Genomic DNA, 17,227 nt, shown 5'->3' on the forward strand with positions numbered 1-17,227 from the left:
ATTACACTCTCTTTAAGCTGTATGCTTCCTTGGATTTCTCATTGTTTCTGGAATACTTGTCAAAATCTCTTGATAGAATTCCAAGCTGAAGTACGCCGATGACGCACAGTTCACTGATTCTTGCTGCCGGTACATCACTTAAGGATAATGTATCTCTTGATGTGGAATATAATAGAATATCCGCTTCATCCGACATGGGTGTCTTCTGATATCCGGTGATGCAGATGATCTTCGCACCGTTTCTTCTTGCCTGTCTCATGGAATCCAGGGTGTTCTTTGTTCTACCACTGTGAATGATGGCGATGACCACATCCTCTTCTGTCAGATGAGTGGCTGCCATGACCTGAAGAAACGCATCAGTTTCCACCATGCAAGGCAGTCCCAGCTGCAGAAACAGATTGTATGTGCTGAGACAGATGGAACCGGATCCGCCTTCCCCTATGATCAGAATCCTCTTTGCCTTTATGATCTCATCAATGGCTTTATCCATTTCATGATTGTCGATCATCTGCATGGTGTCATCAATGATCATCTGGTTGATTTTCGCAAACTTCTGCTTGATTCTGGCGATATCATCGTCTTCATCAATGGCCTGCTCAATTCCATAGGAAGAAAGAATCTGATTTTCCATATAGTACTTCAGTTCGTTATACCCTTTAAAGCCGATGGCCTTACTGAACCTGATGATGGATGCAGGACTGGTATCGCATCTTTCAGAAAGCTCCATGGTGGTCAGGGATGAGATCTCTTCCTGATTCTCCAGAATATAATCTGCAATCCTCTTTTCCACAACGCTGTAGGAATCATAATAAGCAATGATACGATCGATGGTTTCTGTATTTTTTCCCCGGGGATCAAATCTGTTCATATGTGCCTCCTTTATATATAAAGAAATGAATGTAATTCGTTTCACAAAACCTATTATTTTTTTGAAATATATTTCTGCAGATACTGTATAACGTTTCCAATTCACTGTCAACGAGTGTCAAACATTTAACATGTCGTCAATGAGAACATTTTCATATATTTGCTTTTAAAAGACATATGTTCAGACTTTCTATTTTGATAAAAACAGATTTTCTACGGGTTCAGATATGCTTTTCCCCTTTTTACGGGATCATATTAATAGATTCTCAAAGTTTCTGAAAACCATTTCCATGTTTTCATATTGATAATCCTCATCATGAAACGTTTCATCAAAAGGAAGTCCAGCGGTCTCAGATTCTGGTGGAATCGCACTGTTTAACAGATTATCCCTATGGCATCGCCAGTTTCTTCATGAAATATTTCATCCTTTTCTCCTGCTTTGCCTGCTCCTCCAGGTAATGCTGTCTAAGATTTATCGATTTCAGAAGAATTCTCTTTTTCTTCTCGTTAAAAATATAACATATCCCGTTTCATGATCGTTTCATACAGCGGAATTATGAAATGGATTCAGATGGCACCCTTTTCAAAAATGGTGGTCATTTCTGCAAAACAAATCCCATGAGATATTTCATCTTTATTTCAATGAAACATTTCATGGGATTTACATTCCCTATCCAGATGCACAGCATTGCAGCTGCCATCAAAAAAAGAACCTGCCATCATGACAGGTTCTTTCTTCAAAATCCTATTTATTCTTTTCTTTGAATTTCTTCACTTCATCTATGAAAGATGTCATATAGACATGAAGATCCTTAGGCGATCTGGACGAAATGATATTTTCGGATACCACTACTTCTTTATCCACCCAGGTAAGTCCTGCACCTTCCAGGTCAGCCTTGATTTTCTTTGTGCTGGTTCCGGTCTTCCCTTGGAGAATTCCTGCTGTAACGGGTACCCATCCTGCATGACAGATCATGCCTATCGGTTTATTCTGATCGTTGAAGTCCTTCGTCAGCTGAATGCATCCTTCTTCCACTCTCAGGATGTCCGGTGCATATCCTCCAGGAATCAGAAGTCCGTCATAGTCTTCGGCTTTCACTTCATCATAGGTTTTGTTGGCTTCCGCCTTCAGTCCATATTTTCCAGTGTAGATCTTGTTCTTATCCAGAGCAACCACATCCACTTCCCATCCTTCTTCCTTCAGCCTGATGATGGGATACCAGAGTTCCAGATCTTCAAAAATATCAGCTACAAAAGTCAGTATTTTCATTTGTCAATTCCTCCTGTTTGTTCGTTTGCTTCTATTTTACCCTAAAATCACAGGTGTTATTGACTCAAACGCCAAAGTTAATGAAGATGTTACAAATCTTCAGATTTCTTAGAATGAACCATTTCTGTACTTTTTATAGAATCTATCGATATAATCTGCCACCTTCAGCTCCACGTAACTCTCTTCTCCATAGGATTCAAAAATGCTCTCCTTATAGGAATCTTCAAGAAAGTCCTGCAGGATCCTCGTCTCCCTGCGAACCACCACACTGATGATCTGTATCTCATTTCTTCTTAAAAACAGTGCAAATCTGAGTAGTATGAAATCAATGGTCATGGAACTCAGATTTACACTGAACTCCGTAATCATGAATCTCTTCGTGCTGCACCTTATTCTTATGGCTCCGCTTCCTGTTATGAACGTCACATAGAGCCATTCCCCTTCCTTTACTTCTACCAGTGAAGAACCCACTTCAGATTTCAGGCGATTGTTTATAGGCATAAATATGACTCTCAATAACTCCTGTTTTTCATAGAATTTGTCCTTGTTCACAATCACACCTCTTTGTTTACAAATTGTTTCAATAAATTAATTGAGAATGACTTTCAATTTTACACAATCTATGTTAATATGAATTCATAACACACACAACATATTTCGAAATACGAAAAACGTAAAAGTATTTCATATTTCCCCCTTTTATACGATTATGTATACAATAGTGTATGAACCCTTGAGTTTCCCCGACTCAAGGGTTTTCCCCTTTTTATCGCTGGAAAATGTGATCTGTCTGTAATTTCAGATATTTCTTGTTAATCTTATTTTACACCATTGACTGTTTGAATCCTATTCTTTCACAGATTAATCTTCCTCTGTGTTTCCGAACAGAATCTCTGATGAGCTCCACTGACAATTAAAAACCTTTCAGTTTCAGCTCGATTTAATGTTTTTCTGTTAAGATTTATCTATAACCTATCCGGATATTTCAATAAATCAGAAATGATTTGAAGATTCATCTGTGATGTTATATAATGGAATGGAAATTCAGAGTATAATGATATGAATTAAAGGGGAGTAGAATAAATGAATGATACACAAATCAAAATGATAGACATCTCAGAGGAAGGCTACCAGGAATTCAATGATCTATTGGAAGCAAATGAAATCGAACCTAAGGTGGTAAGACTCGCACTTGCAGGATTCGGATGCAGCGGACCAAGATTCGGTCTTATGGTAGACGATCCAACAGACAGCGACGTAGTGGAAGTCGTAAAAGACATCACTTTCATCGTTTCAAAGGATCTTTACAACGAATACGAAGGATTCGTCATCCTTTCTGATGAAGAAAACTTCGGGGGCGGAATGTCATTAAGACCTAAGAAGGTTGATGATGCTGCCGGATGTTCAACCTGTGCTACAGGCTGTGCTGTATAATATAACGGATAAGGAGAGTATTACATGGAGACACTAAACAAAGAACTGCTTACCATGAGCGATTCTGCATATGATGAATTCCTGAACTTTCTAAGATCAAATAATGTTGATAAAAACAACATCAGAATCAGCCTTGCAGGTTACGCCTGCAGCGGTCCCAGATTCGGACTTCTGGTAGATGACCGCAAGGATGGAGACATGGAAACAACCATCAAGGATCTCACCTTTTACGTGGAATCCGGACTTTACAACGAGTTTGAAGGTTTCCAGATTCTATCCACAGAAGAGAACATGGGACAAGGAATGGTTCTAAGACCGAACAAGGTCTCTGAATCTGACTGTGGCTCCTGCAGCAGCTGCGGCTAAAAAAGACTTTAAAGGACGGATGAAAACATCCGTCCTTTTATAATTCAATCATTTTGTCAAAAAAAGCCGATCTCCATGGAGTCTGGCTTTTTCCCATGAATTTCTACTTGTCCTTATTCTTCTCTCTGCCTTGCTGGTCAAGGCCGGCTCCGATGGCTACACCTAATGCAATGCCAACGGCCAGGTTGTTCATGGCAGCACCCAAGGCTACCCCTAGTCCGATGCCGATGGCCAGATAGGACACGCCTTTTTGCTTCGCTTCTTTGTTCAGATTATCTTTGCTCCTTTTCATCACGTGCTCCTTCCTTCTATCGGGTCTTATCTCGCCCAGTCATGAAGAAGAGCCCTCATAACCTGGATTCCATAAGCCGGCTCATTTTCTTTCACTGTGTTTTTCAGATAGATCACTTCTCCAAAAGGATCTTTTAGAGAAAGCTTCTCTCCTTTTACAACCCATATGGTTCTGTAATTGGATGGCCTGGTCTCCAGCTTCTCCTCACCCATGCCGTCCGTGAAATAGATGAGCAGCGTATTTCTCAGATTCAATTCTCTGATATGCTGAAACACAGGGGAAAATTTTGTTCCTCCCCTTCTTTTCAGAAGCGGCTTGATGTCATGGTAGGATCTGATCTTATAGTCCCTACGCACCGAATCATCACATTCGATGATTCGAATGGACTCACTGTACGCGTGGCTGAGGGTTACAATCTCTTTCAGAAACTCTCTCATGGATTTGTCATCGATACTGCCTGAGATGTCGATGGCCACAGTGACATCCGGAATATGATTTTTCAGTTCCCCTCTCAGGTCCAGTCGTTCAGGCTGTCTTCTGTTCACACGAGTCACAGTTTTCTTTTTGCCTTTGGGCAGTGTTCTCATGGCTTTTTTGATGATCTGTGTCCAATGGAGCTCCCCTTTCAGATTATCCTTCACGATTCGAAGAATCTCGTCCGGAATGCCGTTTCGCGAGGCAAGCTTGAGCGTTGATTTCAGCTTGTCCTTCACCTCGTCTGTGTCTTCATCCTCGGATTCCACCCACTTGTCGTGGACCTCTTCATAGTTGGCATTGTCCGATTCAGAAAGTTCCTTAGCCTCCTTGGGATGCTCCAGTATGGCCTTGTGAATCTCTTCCGTATAGAACTCCAGCGTCTCATTGGTCTTGAGATTGAGATCAAAACGCATATTCACGGTGTTGATTCTCTCCACAAAAGCCGGAAGATGATTGATGTACTGATTCACGGAGACATCCATGGCCAGATTGATGGCCAGTTTCCGATACTTGTTTTTCAGAATCCGCTCTCTTGCATGGTGCTTCAGAAGGATATGAAGAATCTCATGTTTGATCAGCGCCACAGCTTCTCTTTCTGAAAGAAACAGAAAGGAGAAGGGATTGAACAGAAAATGTATCTTGTTTCCTTTCAGCACACTGGCAGTGGGAAAAGCCAGGTTGAAGTCGATCTCACGAACGGTATCCCCAAGAAAAAGGGCATAGTAATCCTCTCCACCGTTGAGCATCTTAAAGGAGATCTCATTGAGATATTCAAAGAAATCCTTGTTGAAGCCTTTACGGAGAAGACCTCCCTCCATATACTTCTGAAGGTCGAAAAGAAGTTCTCTTCTTTTCTTCATCAGCGCATCCTGTTCCTGAAATTCCTTATTGAAGTTAAGATCTACCATAACAATCAAAGAACCCCTCTATAAATGTATCTGAGTTGAGCAGCAGCGGATAAACATCAGGATAGTCACTCTTCAGCTCCTTCATCACTGAAATTCTCAGGTCCTTGGGCATGAGATTGAGCACTTCTGAAAATCTGTCTCCACTTTTCTCCGTCATGCGGTCTCTTAATTTCAGAATCATGTTCTTTGCCAGGATGTAGAGCCTGGAATGGCTTGCCTGACTGATTTCATCCCGGACAAACTGTCCCAGCACATCCATCTCATAAAGATCATCCGGCGAAATGAGGGGATTTCTGTTGTCTTCCAGAAATGCTGTGAATTCCTGGGCCAGCTTCGTGCCCACATTTCCTTTGACCAGATGATACAGTGTCTTTGGTTCATATTTTCTTTTCTCGAATACCTTCAGTGCGTTTGACACCCTCTCCCAGCTTCTGGGGGTTGCCTGAATATACTCGTCCTCACTGGTGTAGCTCAGGTATTCTCTGAAGTTCGAGATGAACTGAAGGACCTGCTCATGAATCTGTCCTTCCTCCATGCCCCAGCGGATCCATTCCTTGGGGTCTGAATCCATATTGAACCAGATGAAACGGTCTTCCTGTGCCGGGTCCATATCCACCACCTGATAATCCGTTTCGCGGAAAGAATCCATCTTGTTTGTGGGATTCATGGCTGCAGCCACGAGCACTCTGTCGGAAAGCTTGTATCCGTTGATTTCTCGATTCAGTATCAGGTTCATGAGCTCCTGCTGCACGCTGTGGTCACAGCGGTTGATCTCATCGATGAACAGCATGACCATGCCTGGATTGTTCTGCAGCCAGGCATCAATCTCCATGAGCTTGTGATGGGTTGCATAATAGGTCTTGCCCCCTACCACCATGGGCAGCCCACCGATTTCTCCTTCCTTCAGAAGATTCGCATCGATATTCACCAGGTACATGTCATTCTTCTTGGCAAAATCCTTGATGAGCGATGTCTTTCCGATACCGCTTTCTCCTATGATCAGTGGCACTGCGCGGCTTAGAAGCGACAGTTCCACTGCTTCCAATGTTTCTTTATAATTCATTTCTGTCCTCTTCTCCTATCTGCTCAGCACGTAATCAATGAGTTTCTGTTTCGTGCTTCTTGATCCGTGGTCTCTGATATAGTTCACTTTGTTGATATCCAGTATCTGAAGCTCCATGAAATCCCGGATATACTCCGGTGTCACATCCTCACCTCTGAATTTCTCCTCCAGCACTTCATAGAGCATGTCCATATCCAGGGAGTCGTAGATGTATTTCACGATTTTTATGTTGGCCAGAAGATACTTCTTCAGCTCTTCTTCGGTGTAATCTCCCACATAGGTGATGGCCTGCTCGCTTCTGGTGATGGCTGCCACCTTTGCTTCCAGACATGGACTTTTCACATATTTCAGCGCGCTCCAGAAGCTGTTCACAGCCTGAAGCTGCACTTCACAGCCCGGGTCTCTGATGTACTGAATCGAATCAAAATCTCTCTTCACCGCTTCCATCTGCAGTTCCAGGGTCTGCTCCTTGATATACTGGATCGCCCAGCCCTTGTTCTTCACCGCAGCAAGCTGCACCTCATAGGGTGCGTCTTTTATGAACCTGAGACTGTTCCATCCTCCTGTCACTGCTGTCACCATGACAGACAATGGCGGACTTTTCATATACTGAATGGAAGAAGGTGTCTTTTTCACCGCCTCCATCATCACATCGAAAGATGGGCTGACGATATGTCTTATTTCATTTCCGTTTCTTTTTACCAGTTGCAGTTCTTTTTCCTGTTCCATTTCTTCCTCACATCATTTCTTGCAGTTTATTTCTCTCTTTTTCATCATCCATTATACTATTAAATTTGATAAAACTAAAGCCTCGTTTAAACAGGCAGTCAGATCCTTCATCTGACTGCCTGAAATACTATCTGAACCGGTTGATTTCCTTTCTCACAAGAAGATGCAGCTGATTCAGATCCGATACATCTCCATACTCTATGAGTTTATTCAGCTGACTCTGAAATCTGGATGCTTCCTGAATCTTGTTCAGGGACATGAGATAGAGGATATCATTCATGATGGATGATACAATGGCTGATTTCACTTCAAAGAGCTTCTGGGCATCCTTGATTTCATCCTTGATGTCCAGCATGGTCTGGTCCAGCTGATAAGCGGATTCCGCTGCTTCCTTCAGCTTGCTCTTGATGTTTTCTGGTATGCTCTGCTTGTATTTGTAGTTCAGGCTGTGCTCTGTCACTGCCCAGAAATTCATGGCAAGGGTTCTGATCTGAATTTCCGCGATGATGTTGACCACGCCGGAAGCCATGTTCACAGGATACTGAATGATCATATGATAGCTTCTATAGCCACTGGGTTTCACATTGGTGATATAATCCTTCTCATAGAGAATCTTCATATCCTGTCTGCTTCTTAGAATATTCACCACTGTTTCAATGTCATCTACGAACTGACACATGATTCGGATCCCTGCAATATCTTCCAGCTCCATAGCCAGACGATCATGGGGAATCTCAAACTTGTTGGCTTTCTCAAGCATGGAAGAAATTTCCTTCACTCTGCCCGTGATGAACTCAATGGGAGAATAGTCATTTTTCCTTCTATATTCCGTTCTGATTGCCCTCAGCTTCACCTTCAGCTCTTCCACTGCCTGCTCATAGGGAATCATGAATGTTTTCCAGTCTTTATTGGCCATAACCAGCACCTCTCACATCCGAATCAGTTCATTACTCTGTTTCTTCTATTATACCAAATTTATAGCAATAGTTATTCTTTTTGTGACAGGAAGGCCGCTTTTCTTACGAGACATCTGGGCATGAGCTTTGTAAGCACCGGAACCATCTTTTCAAATGTTCCTGGAATCACCACAGCTTTTCCTCTCCAGAGCCCAAGGTATCCCGCATCTGCCACTTTCTTCGCTTCCATGATGAACGCCTTTGCCGTTTCCGTCTTCTTCATCTCTGCTCGTTCCTGGAATTCGGTTCTCACAGGACCTGGACATAAGGCGGATACTTTCACGCCTTCCTCCTTCAGCTCTTCATGCATGGCTTCTGAGAGGCTCAGCACATAGGCTTTGGACGCATAGTAGTTGGCCATGACAGGGCCAGGCATGAACGCCGCAAGAGAGGCTACATTCATCACATAGCCGAAGTGTCTTTCCACCATGGCGGGTATGAACAGTTTGTTCATCTGGAGCAGGGAAAGCACATTGAGCTTCACCAGATCCTTTTCCTTTTCATAGTCTGTATCCTTCAGCCTGCCGAAGCTGCCGAATCCTGCATTGTTTATGAGGTAATCCACTCGGATGCCTCTTTTTTCCACTTCCGCACGGATCTCATCTGGTGCTTCTTCTCGGGTCAGGTCCTTTGCCAGAACCAGCACCTTCACCCCGTACTGGGCTTCAATTCTTTCTCTGATTTCATTGAGTTTCTCTTCTCTTCGTGCCACAAGAATGAGATGAATACCATCCCTTGCGAAATTCAGTGCGATTTCGAGTCCTATTCCAGATGTGGCGCCCGTGACTAATGCGTAACCTTCCATAATACATCCTCCAGTTTTTCGTTTTCTTCTATTATAATACAATCACCTGAACTTAATCTTATCTGTTCTTCTATTCCGCTTCATTCGGACATCACGGAAACCACTGAATATTCTAGGATTATCACGATTAAGGAACTGATTATTAATTCTATCTATCAAATACTTGACGATGAATATATCATTTTTTTTGTAACTATTTTCAACTGTACATAGCATATAATATACTCATTAATAATGTATGCCAAGGGGGAACACAATGAAGAAAATTCATATCCTGCTCAGTATCTTGATCCTATCCCTGACAGCAGCCTGCAGCAGTGAAGCCATACCGGAAACCGAAAAGGTTCCGGAACCAGACACATCCATCACTGCGCCTGACACGCAAGACCCCTCACCTGATTCCACACCAGAGGAGCAAGGCCCGGATGTGGAACCCGTCTGGTATGGCGAGGGCTTTGTGATTCCTGAAGACCGCATCAATATCCTTCCTGATATTTCTCTGATTCCGGAGAAAGAGATCAATCCAGAAAGCTACCTCATCAGAAATGAAAGTGACCAGATCATCTGGTTTGGCGCCAATGACAGAATCGAGAGGAAGAGCTCTGATGGCTGGAAAAGGATCGCGACCATGGCCGAAGCTCCTGCCATAGGGTTCATGCTGGAGCCTGGACAGGAGGAGAAGTTCTGGATCAGCAGAGACAATCGGGTCGACATGGTGGACGGTAGCTATCGTGTGATCATGGAATTCAATCTCACTGAAACGGACATCACCGGGAAAGACAGGCCAGGAGACAAAGCCTATTACCTCAGCGCGGAATTTGAAATCAGAGACTAGGAAATAATCGAAAATCTTCATGAATCATAATCTACGAGGAGGCAAATAATGCAGATAAAAAAATTTATATCCCTCAGCCTTTGTACGCTGTTATTTACAGTGGGTTGCTCATCCGTTGACAACAACGACGTTCCAGCTGTCACAGCTGATTCAAATATTGAGATTCCATTATCATCTGAACAGCAAAAGGCTGTCAAGAACAGTATCCACTTTATTGAAAACTCGGAGTTTGCTTCAAAAGACCGTATAGACACAAGCATAGTAACAATACAAAATGCAGATGAAAGAACATGGGAGAATGTATGGTCCATGGTTGCTCAAGTGGATAAACATGCAGTTGACACTACTGACTGGATTATTACTATCGGTGATCGGTCAGGACACGACTTTGCACGGATTGTCTGTGATAGTGATACCTACGAAGTTATTGGTTACATACCAATAGAATAGGACGATATTCTGTATGATATAGAACATCCTAGTACCGGACATGCTTGATGTGTATCTAGAGAACTTTCCAACGAGTTCCTTCGGATTCCGCCCAGAATCCACGCCATCTTCATGCAGAGTCCTCATAAAAGAGCGTACGGCTTCATAGTTGAAGTCATACGCTCTTTTTACTTTGTCTATATAGCAGGTCCATCTGCTTTTTGCAGCAGCTTGCCTGAGAAGTCAGAAGCACCGGACAAGTATGCCTTGTCCGGTGCAGATAAATATCCTATTCTTATCCGATCAGTTCCTTGACAAGCTTGATGACATTGGGCACGTTGAATCCGTACTTCTCCATGACGATTTCTCCAGGAGCGGATGCACCGAAGGTATCAATGCCAAGAATCTTTCCTTCGTCTCCAGTGTATCTTTCCCATCCGAGCGGATTGGCAAGCTCAAGAGCCAGTCTCTTCTTCACGGAAGGATTCAGGACGCTGTCCTTGTACTCCTTTGTCTGCTTCTCGAAGAGGTCCCATGAAGGCATGGAAATGACTGCAGCGTCAATGCCTTCCTTCTTCAGTTCCTGCTGGGCTTCGTAAGCCAGGGAAACCTCAGATCCTGTACCGATGAGCAGTACATCACTGACTTCCTTCTCGGAAGGAGATACAATGTAGGCACCCTTCTTCACGCCTTCCACAGCCAGTGCGGAAGATAAAGGCAGGGTCTTCAGGTTCTGTCTTGACAGGGCAAGTATGGTTGGTGTGTTTTCTGATTCCAGTGCCACTTTCCAGGCAGCCATGGTTTCATTTCCGTCCGCAGGTCTGATGACGGAAAGATTCGGCATGGCTCTGAAAGAAGGCAGATGCTCGATGGGCTCATGTGTCGGTCCATCTTCTCCTACAGCAACGCTGTCATGGGTGAATACATAGATTACAGGAAGACCCATCAGCGCAGATAATCTCACTGCTGGTCTTACATAGTCTGAGAATACGAAGAAGGTTCCTCCGAACACCCTCAGCCCACCATGCAGATGTACGCCGTTCATCATGGCACCCATGGCAAATTCTCTTACCCCGAACCAGATGTTTCTGCCGTCTCTCTTCTCTGGAGAGAAGTCTCCGGCTCCCTTGATTTCTGTTTTATTGGATCCGGCAAGGTCAGCAGATCCTCCGAAGATGGTTGGCAGCTTCTTGGCGAAGAAGTTGATGGCATCTCCTGAAGCGCTTCTTGTGGCAACGCCCTTTCCTTCTTCATAGACAGGCATGCCTTCCGCAAGATCTGCAGGCAGCTTTCCTTCTATGGCATCTTCCAGTTCTCCAGCCAGTTCAGGATACTTGCTGCTGTATGCTGCAAAGAGTTCATCCCAGGCCTTGTTTGCGGCAACTCCGTTTTCTTCCACATGGTTTCTGAAGGTTTCATAGGCTTCTTCCGGAACCGTGAATACTTCATGGTTATACTGGAAGAATTCCTTTGTTGCCTTTACCCCTTCCGCTCCCAGTGGCGCACCATGGGCTTTTGAAGTTCCTGCTGAAGGTGAACCCATACCGATGATGGATTTGATTTCGATGAGGGTAGGTCTGTCTGTGACTTTCTTCGCTTCTCTGATCGCTTCATCCACAGCGTCCAGGTTGTTCGCATCATCCACTCTCAGATAATGCCATCCGTATGCCTCGTATCTGTCCTTCACGCTTTCGGAGAAGGCTTTGTTCAGGTCTCCATCCAGTGAAATGTCATTGGAATCATAAAGCATGATCAGTCTGCCCAGCTTCATATGCGCTGCCAGTGAGGATGCTTCATGGGAGATGCCTTCCATCAGGTCTCCATCTCCGCATAATGCGAAGGTGTAGTGATTAACAACTTCATAGTCTTCCTTGTTGTACTTGGCTGCCAGATGGCTTTCAGCCATGGCCATACCAACCGCCATGGCGATTCCCTGTCCAAGAGGCCCTGTGGTCGCTTCTACGCCGACAGTATGACCAAATTCAGGATGTCCTGGTGTTTTTGATCCCCACTGTCTGAAATTTTTGATCTCTTCCATAGGCAGGTCATAACCGGACATATGAAGAAGAGAATAAAGAAGCGCGGATCCGTGTCCTGCAGAAAGCACGAATCTGTCACGGTTGAACCAGCTTGGGTTCTTGGGGTTATGCATCATGTTCTTCGCCCACAATACATAGGAAAAAGGCGCAGCCCCCAGTGGCAGGCCAGGATGACCTGAATTTGCCTGTTCCACGGCATCAATGGATAATGCTCTGATGGCATTGATGGTTAGTACGTCATTGTTATTATACATGTTTACCTCCATAAAATTGCTGGCACCGGAACAGTTTCCGGCACGAGTCTGTAATGAACCAGTATCAGTATTTATTCCATGATCTTTATCGGATCAAAATTGATGTAATCGCATGAAGTGAGGATGTATTCCACTCCGCTTCGGTATCCCGTCATGACTCTCTGAAGAGATTTGCCGTGAAGATGTCCATAAATGACCTTTTCCACTCCATACTCTTCAAATATATCAGTAAACTCCGAATCTTTAAAGGTTTCATTCACCGGAGGATAATGAATCATCACAATGATCTTCTCATACCCGGCCTTTTTCGCTTTATCCAGAGACATTCTCATTCGAAGCAGTTCTCTCTTGTAGATTTTCTCATCCTCTTCCTTGTATAACGCACTTCCAGGAAGCACCCATCCGCGACTGCCGCAGATGGCATAGTCTTCATACGCGAAAAAGTTGTTCTGAATAAAATCCATATTGTCATACATGCTGTTGAGCTTTGTAATGCTTCCCCACCAGTAGTCATGATTGCCTTTGATCATGATCTTTCTGCCTGGAAGCTTCGCCACAAAGTCCAGCTCCAGTTTACTGGAAGCCATGTTCATGGACCAGGAAAGATCCCCTGCCAGAAGCACCGTGTCTTCCTCTGTGATCTTACTGAGCCAGTTTTCTCTGATCTTCTCATCATGGTCTCTCCACTCATCGGAAAAGACATCCATGGGTTTGTCTCCGCTTAAGGAAAGATGCAGGTCGGAAATGGCGAAAAGAGCCATTACTCTGTGATGAGGATTCTGTAGATTTTCTTCTTCCCTTTTTTCACCAGGAGATAGTTCTCGGCAAAATCCTCTTCCTTTAATTTATGATCGATATCGATGATCTTCACATCCTCGATGCTGACCCCACCCTGCTGCATATTTCTTCTGCCTTCAGATTTGGAAGGGAATACTCCACCTGCCAGGAGAATTTCCAGAAGTGGCTTTTCCAGATCTGCCTTTGTGATTTCCACTGTTGGCACGTTGGAAAGATCCGTTCCACCACCGAAGAGCGCTTCTGCAGCACTTCTAGCCTTATTCGCTTCCTCTTCTCCATGTACGAGTTTTGTCACTTCGTAAGCCAGGAGCTTTTTGGATTCATTGATTTCCTGACCTTCCATAGCTTCGATTCTTTCAATTTCGTTGATATCCACGAAGGTAAGAAGCTTCAGACATTTCACCACGTCCTGATCGTCCACGTTTCTCCAGTACTGATAGAAATCATAGACCGGTGTCTTCTCGGGATCCAGCCATAGGGCTCCGTTTACGGTTTTGCCCATCTTCTGCCCCTGGGAATTGGTCAGAAGTGTACAGGTCATGGCATAGGCAGTCTTTCTTTCCTTTCTTCGCACAAGATCGATTCCTGCCAGCATGTTGGACCACTGGTCATCACCACCCAGCTGCATGGTGCAGCCATGGTTCTGGTTCAGGTACAGGAAGTCATACCCCTGCATCAGCATATAGTTGAACTCCAGGAAAGATAATCCCTTTTCCAGCCTCTGCTTGATGCTCTCTGCGCGAAGCATGTTGTTCACAGAGAAATGAACGCCGATGTCCCTTAAAAATTCCACATAGTTGAGATTCATCAGCCAGTCCGCATTGTTCAGAAGCAGCGCTTTGTCCTCACTGAAATCAATGAATCTTTCCATCTGCTTCCTGATGCCCACGATATTTCTTTCGATATCCTCTCTTGTGAGCATGGATCTCATATCGGTCTTTCCGGAAGGATCTCCGATCATGGCCGTTCCTCCACCCACTAAAGCGATGGGCTTGTGTCCGGCTTTCTGCATATGTGACATGAACATCATGGCGATGAAATGTCCCACATGAAGACTGTCCGCTGTGGGATCGAAGCCGATATAGAAGGTTACTCTTTCTTCTTCAAGGGCTTTCCTGATTTCTTCTTCATGGGTCAGCTGCTTGATATATCCCCTTCTGGTTAATTCTTCAAATACACTCATTTTTACAACTCCTGACGATTTTTACTACATCTAAGTATACCTAATTTCCAGCGGTTTGTGAAATGAAAAAACGGTAAACCCTGAATTATGGAGTTTGCTGAAATGAAAAAGGAACTCTCTTCATCTCAGAAAGTTCCTTTTCCTTTAAGTGCAGTAGTTCATCGAATATACGGCTTTACCCGTCTATAATCTTTCCTATGCACGTATACTGTGTAGATTGTTGAGTATTTTCGAGATTTCTCCACTGCTTCTGTTTCCTGTTTCACTTCACCGGAGTCCTTCTCCTTTGCTTTGAACCTGATATCATGAGCACGAAGCATATTCCGGATTTCATTGAACTTCTGAACAGAAACACCTCGATAGACTTCCTTCCTGTTCCAAAAAAAGATCACACAAAACCCCTCCTGTGAAAGCTCCAAGTTAAATCAAAAAGCTCCAATCAAAATCGGAGCTTTAAAAAGGTTAACTGAGAACCTTGTACTTTTCTAATTCAGATACAGCCAATTCACCCTCATCGTGCATAGCAATAAAGAGATCAATGTCATTGGCCTCGGAGAAATTCTGGAGTTTTTCAAAAATCTTCTCGGATGTTTCACTCTTCTTGTCCATTCCATTGAAGAGGCCATCCACAAATATGGTAGTTACATCATAGTTTGTTGATATGATTCCACAGAGGAACCCGTAGATTGACCTGTAGTCTGTGAGTGCGTATTCGTCTGCATCGATAAATCGGATTTCTCTATCCAGCTCATGGATTGCACGAGAATCGTCATCGACAAAAACAACATTGCCTTTGGCTGTTTTGACTTTTTCATTGGCAAGAGATACCATCTTCTTACTTTTTCCTGATCCCCTCTTGCCATAAATTACCTGTATCATGTCAATCACTCCCTTTGTAAATTTGGTCTTGAAAACCTTTAAACTATGTCTTAATTATATAATTATCCGAAAATTTAGTCAAACCATAAACCCCTTTTTAGTGGCACATATTGAATTAATTTTCCCGTCACCGAAAAGATTCACAACCTGATTCTGGTTTTCATTGACAGATTCGTAATATAGTCAATTTATTTTCCAATTATTTTATCTTTCATTGTTCACATAATGAGAATAATCTGATATAATGAAATTGCCGTAAGGTAATATTATTTTAGACACAGTAATTTTCTTAGCTATCCAGGCCCTTAGCCTCAGAAAACCTAAAAAAATACTGTTGCTAAGGAGGAAAAAACAATGGAAGACAAGAAAATCATCTGCAGAGACTGCGGAAACGAATTCACATTCACAGTTGGTGAACAGGAATTCTACAAAGAAAAAGGATTTGAAAACGAGCCAGTAAGATGCCCAGACTGCAGAAGAGCAAGAAAGGCTGAAAGAAACAATCAGAGAAGATAGTCCTTTAAAGGTAGTTACATTGTAGCTACCTTTTTTCAATGAAAAAAGTTATAATAGAGTGCATAAGTCACATTACTTTATAAAATATAGAAGACATGGAGGATCTACTTGTGGAAGAAAAAAAGAAAATTGTATTAAGTGCCATCAAACCGTCTGGAGAAATCACCCTGGGAAATTATCTGGGTGCCATCAAGAACTGGATCGGTTTTCAGGATGAATATGAATGCTTTTACTGCATTGCGGATCTTCACGCCATCACCGTAAGACAGGAGCCCAAGCTCTTAAGAAAAAGAGTGCTGGAGATCCTTGCGATCTATATCGCATCCGGACTTGACTATACCAAAAGCACCCTCTTTGTGCAGTCCCATGTGCCCGCGCACTCCGAGGCTTCCTGGATTCTCACCTGCAACGCCAACATGGGGGAACTCTCCAGAATGACCCAGTATAAGGACAAGACAGCGAAGCTGAAGGAAAACACCTCCATCTCCGCAGGTCTGTTCAATTATCCTGTGCTCATGGCAGCAGATATCCTCATCTACAACGCGGACTTCGTTCCCGTGGGGATCGACCAGAAGCAGCATGTGGAACTGGCTCGTGACATCGCGCAAAGGTTCAACTCCAGCTATTCCGATACCTTCACCCTGCCGGAAGCGAAGATTCCGGAAAATGCTGCCAAGATCATGGATCTTCAGGATCCGTCGAAGAAGATGTCCAAATCTGATGACAATCAGAATTCCTACATCCTCGTTCTGGACCCACCAGATGTGATCCGAAGAAAGATTTCAAGAGCGGTCACTGACTCCGTAGGCGTGGTCAATTACAGCGACGAGCAGCCAGGCGTGAAGAATCTCATCAACATCATCTGCGCCATCAGGAATGTGAAACCGGATGAAGTAGTGGCTTCCTTTGAAGGAAAAGGCTACAAGGAGTTCAAGGAATACGTGGCGGAGGTCATCATCGAAGAACTGGAACCTGTCCAGAAGAAGGCCAATGAACTCCTGACAGACAAGTCAAAACTCGAGGAAATCTATTCCGAAGGAGCCATGAAGGCCAATTATGCAGCCATGAAAGTGCTGAGAAAGATGCAGAAGAAAGTGGGTCTGCTCCCTCCAGTGAGAAAATAGAAA

At 43.8% G+C, this 17,227-nt stretch carries 20 protein-coding genes; 6 read left to right on the forward strand and 14 right to left on the reverse strand.

Annotated elements, in window-relative coordinates; genetic code table 11:
* Position 1: 1 nt before the first annotated feature.
* From ACHAL6_RS01050 to ACHAL6_RS01060, 3 genes are all read right to left on the reverse strand, one after another.
* The gene (locus tag ACHAL6_RS01050; RefSeq protein WP_395268268.1) at positions 2–868 is read right to left on the reverse strand and encodes a MurR/RpiR family transcriptional regulator; all 867 of its coding nucleotides are present in this window, start codon (positions 866–868) and stop codon (positions 2–4) included.
* A gap of 744 nt (positions 869–1,612) precedes the next feature.
* Positions 1,613–2,137: a type 1 glutamine amidotransferase domain-containing protein gene (locus ACHAL6_RS01055; RefSeq protein ID WP_395268269.1), complete on the reverse strand. Its 525-nt coding sequence runs from the start codon at positions 2,135–2,137 to the stop codon at positions 1,613–1,615.
* Between the two features lie 108 nt (positions 2,138–2,245).
* Positions 2,246–2,689, reverse strand: a complete 444-nt coding sequence (locus ACHAL6_RS01060) for a hypothetical protein (protein ID WP_395268270.1) — start codon at positions 2,687–2,689, stop codon at positions 2,246–2,248.
* A 531-nt stretch (positions 2,690–3,220) separates the two neighbouring features.
* On the opposite strand from ACHAL6_RS01060, the gene ACHAL6_RS01065 reads away from it, so the two are divergent.
* Positions 3,221–3,571 (forward strand): HesB-like protein, encoded by a 351-nt coding sequence (locus ACHAL6_RS01065; RefSeq protein ID WP_242694292.1) that lies wholly within the window; start codon positions 3,221–3,223, stop codon positions 3,569–3,571.
* Between the two features lie 24 nt (positions 3,572–3,595).
* Positions 3,596–3,937 (forward strand): HesB-like protein, encoded by a 342-nt coding sequence (locus ACHAL6_RS01070; protein ID WP_395268271.1) that lies wholly within the window; start codon positions 3,596–3,598, stop codon positions 3,935–3,937.
* Between the two features lie 103 nt (positions 3,938–4,040).
* Here ACHAL6_RS01070 and ACHAL6_RS01075 read toward each other — a convergent pair whose 3' ends face one another.
* The 6 genes from ACHAL6_RS01075 to ACHAL6_RS01100 form a co-directional block, all read right to left on the reverse strand.
* Positions 4,041–4,229 carry a hypothetical protein gene (locus tag ACHAL6_RS01075; protein ID WP_395268272.1) on the reverse strand — a complete coding sequence of 63 codons (189 nt, stop codon included), beginning with the start codon at positions 4,227–4,229 and terminating at the stop codon, positions 4,041–4,043.
* Positions 4,230–4,255: 26 nt separating this feature from the next.
* Positions 4,256–5,614: a VWA-like domain-containing protein gene (locus ACHAL6_RS01080; RefSeq protein WP_395268273.1), complete on the reverse strand. Its 1,359-nt coding sequence runs from the start codon at positions 5,612–5,614 to the stop codon at positions 4,256–4,258.
* On the reverse strand, positions 5,601–6,677 hold the full coding sequence (locus ACHAL6_RS01085; RefSeq protein ID WP_395268274.1) for an ATP-binding protein: 1,077 nt from the start codon (positions 6,675–6,677) through the stop codon (positions 5,601–5,603). Before ACHAL6_RS01085 ends, ACHAL6_RS01080 begins: the two co-directional genes overlap by 14 nt.
* 15 nt (positions 6,678–6,692) lie before the next feature.
* Positions 6,693–7,406: a hypothetical protein gene (locus ACHAL6_RS01090; RefSeq protein ID WP_395268275.1), complete on the reverse strand. Its 714-nt coding sequence runs from the start codon at positions 7,404–7,406 to the stop codon at positions 6,693–6,695.
* Positions 7,407–7,533: 127 nt separating this feature from the next.
* On the reverse strand, positions 7,534–8,322 hold the full coding sequence (locus tag ACHAL6_RS01095) for a GTP pyrophosphokinase family protein (protein WP_395268276.1): 789 nt from the start codon (positions 8,320–8,322) through the stop codon (positions 7,534–7,536).
* A 71-nt stretch (positions 8,323–8,393) separates the two neighbouring features.
* Positions 8,394–9,167, reverse strand: a complete 774-nt coding sequence (locus ACHAL6_RS01100; RefSeq protein WP_395268277.1) for an SDR family NAD(P)-dependent oxidoreductase — start codon at positions 9,165–9,167, stop codon at positions 8,394–8,396.
* Positions 9,168–9,423: 256 nt separating this feature from the next.
* Here ACHAL6_RS01100 and ACHAL6_RS01105 point away from each other — a divergent pair, with 256 nt between their 5' ends.
* Both ACHAL6_RS01105 and ACHAL6_RS01110 read left to right on the forward strand, forming a co-directional pair.
* A complete protein-coding gene (locus tag ACHAL6_RS01105) occupies positions 9,424–10,002 on the forward strand; it encodes an immunoglobulin-like domain-containing protein (protein WP_395268278.1) in 579 nt (192 codons plus the stop codon).
* 48 nt (positions 10,003–10,050) lie between these two features.
* On the forward strand, positions 10,051–10,452 hold the full coding sequence (locus ACHAL6_RS01110) for a hypothetical protein (RefSeq protein ID WP_395268279.1): 402 nt from the start codon (positions 10,051–10,053) through the stop codon (positions 10,450–10,452).
* 274 nt (positions 10,453–10,726) lie between these two features.
* On the opposite strand, the gene tkt is transcribed toward ACHAL6_RS01110, so the two are convergent.
* The 5 genes from tkt to ACHAL6_RS01135 form a co-directional block, all read right to left on the reverse strand.
* Positions 10,727–12,724 (reverse strand): transketolase, encoded by a 1,998-nt coding sequence (gene tkt, locus ACHAL6_RS01115; protein WP_395268280.1) that lies wholly within the window; start codon positions 12,722–12,724, stop codon positions 10,727–10,729.
* 71 nt (positions 12,725–12,795) lie between these two features.
* Positions 12,796–13,485, reverse strand: coding sequence for a metallophosphoesterase (locus tag ACHAL6_RS01120; RefSeq protein WP_395268281.1), 690 nt, complete (start codon positions 13,483–13,485; stop codon positions 12,796–12,798).
* The gene (gene tyrS, locus ACHAL6_RS01125; RefSeq protein WP_395268283.1) at positions 13,485–14,705 is read right to left on the reverse strand and encodes a tyrosine--tRNA ligase; all 1,221 of its coding nucleotides are present in this window, start codon (positions 14,703–14,705) and stop codon (positions 13,485–13,487) included. The genes ACHAL6_RS01120 and tyrS overlap by 1 nt, the downstream gene beginning before the upstream one ends.
* A 158-nt stretch (positions 14,706–14,863) precedes the next feature.
* Positions 14,864–15,097 carry a hypothetical protein gene (locus ACHAL6_RS01130; protein ID WP_395268285.1) on the reverse strand — a complete coding sequence of 78 codons (234 nt, stop codon included), beginning with the start codon at positions 15,095–15,097 and terminating at the stop codon, positions 14,864–14,866.
* 70 nt (positions 15,098–15,167) lie between these two features.
* Positions 15,168–15,584: an ATP-binding protein gene (locus ACHAL6_RS01135; RefSeq protein WP_207600859.1), complete on the reverse strand. Its 417-nt coding sequence runs from the start codon at positions 15,582–15,584 to the stop codon at positions 15,168–15,170.
* 354 nt (positions 15,585–15,938) lie between these two features.
* Between ACHAL6_RS01135 and ACHAL6_RS01140 the strand changes: the two genes are divergently transcribed.
* Both ACHAL6_RS01140 and trpS read left to right on the forward strand, forming a co-directional pair.
* Positions 15,939–16,100, forward strand: a complete 162-nt coding sequence (locus tag ACHAL6_RS01140) for a zinc-ribbon domain-containing protein (protein WP_207600860.1) — start codon at positions 15,939–15,941, stop codon at positions 16,098–16,100.
* Positions 16,101–16,210: 110 nt separating this feature from the next.
* Complete coding sequence (gene trpS / locus ACHAL6_RS01145) at positions 16,211–17,224, forward strand: tryptophan--tRNA ligase (RefSeq protein WP_395268286.1); 1,014 nt, start codon at positions 16,211–16,213, stop codon at positions 17,222–17,224.
* Positions 17,225–17,227: the final 3 nt, after the last annotated feature.

The sequence above is a fragment of the Proteiniclasticum sp. C24MP genome (assembly GCF_043951855.1).
GTDB lineage: Bacteria > Bacillota > Clostridia > Clostridiales > Clostridiaceae > Proteiniclasticum.

Excerpts from the sequence above, each read along its gene's own strand:
- ACHAL6_RS01100 (WP_395268277.1), bottom strand. The coding sequence starts at position 9,167 with ATGGAAGGTTACGCATTAGTCACGGGCGCCACATCTGGAATAGGACTC.
- tkt (WP_395268280.1), bottom strand. The coding sequence starts at position 12,724 with ATGTATAATAACAATGACGTACTAACCATCAATGCCATCAGAGCATTA.
- ACHAL6_RS01110 (WP_395268279.1), top strand. The coding sequence starts at position 10,051 with ATGCAGATAAAAAAATTTATATCCCTCAGCCTTTGTACGCTGTTATTT.
- ACHAL6_RS01090 (WP_395268275.1), bottom strand. The coding sequence starts at position 7,406 with ATGGAACAGGAAAAAGAACTGCAACTGGTAAAAAGAAACGGAAATGAA.
- ACHAL6_RS01140 (WP_207600860.1), top strand. The coding sequence starts at position 15,939 with ATGGAAGACAAGAAAATCATCTGCAGAGACTGCGGAAACGAATTCACA.
- ACHAL6_RS01065 (WP_242694292.1), top strand. The coding sequence starts at position 3,221 with ATGAATGATACACAAATCAAAATGATAGACATCTCAGAGGAAGGCTAC.
- ACHAL6_RS01070 (WP_395268271.1), top strand. The coding sequence starts at position 3,596 with ATGGAGACACTAAACAAAGAACTGCTTACCATGAGCGATTCTGCATAT.
- ACHAL6_RS01135 (WP_207600859.1), bottom strand. The coding sequence starts at position 15,584 with ATGATACAGGTAATTTATGGCAAGAGGGGATCAGGAAAAAGTAAGAAG.
- tyrS (WP_395268283.1), bottom strand. The coding sequence starts at position 14,705 with ATGAGTGTATTTGAAGAATTAACCAGAAGGGGATATATCAAGCAGCTG.
- ACHAL6_RS01120 (WP_395268281.1), bottom strand. The coding sequence starts at position 13,485 with ATGGCTCTTTTCGCCATTTCCGACCTGCATCTTTCCTTAAGCGGAGAC.
- ACHAL6_RS01055 (WP_395268269.1), bottom strand. The coding sequence starts at position 2,137 with ATGAAAATACTGACTTTTGTAGCTGATATTTTTGAAGATCTGGAACTC.
- ACHAL6_RS01080 (WP_395268273.1), bottom strand. The coding sequence starts at position 5,614 with ATGGTAGATCTTAACTTCAATAAGGAATTTCAGGAACAGGATGCGCTG.
- ACHAL6_RS01095 (WP_395268276.1), bottom strand. The coding sequence starts at position 8,322 with ATGGCCAATAAAGACTGGAAAACATTCATGATTCCCTATGAGCAGGCA.
- ACHAL6_RS01085 (WP_395268274.1), bottom strand. The coding sequence starts at position 6,677 with ATGAATTATAAAGAAACATTGGAAGCAGTGGAACTGTCGCTTCTAAGC.
- ACHAL6_RS01105 (WP_395268278.1), top strand. The coding sequence starts at position 9,424 with ATGAAGAAAATTCATATCCTGCTCAGTATCTTGATCCTATCCCTGACA.
- ACHAL6_RS01050 (WP_395268268.1), bottom strand. The coding sequence starts at position 868 with ATGAACAGATTTGATCCCCGGGGAAAAAATACAGAAACCATCGATCGT.
- ACHAL6_RS01075 (WP_395268272.1), bottom strand. The coding sequence starts at position 4,229 with ATGAAAAGGAGCAAAGATAATCTGAACAAAGAAGCGAAGCAAAAAGGC.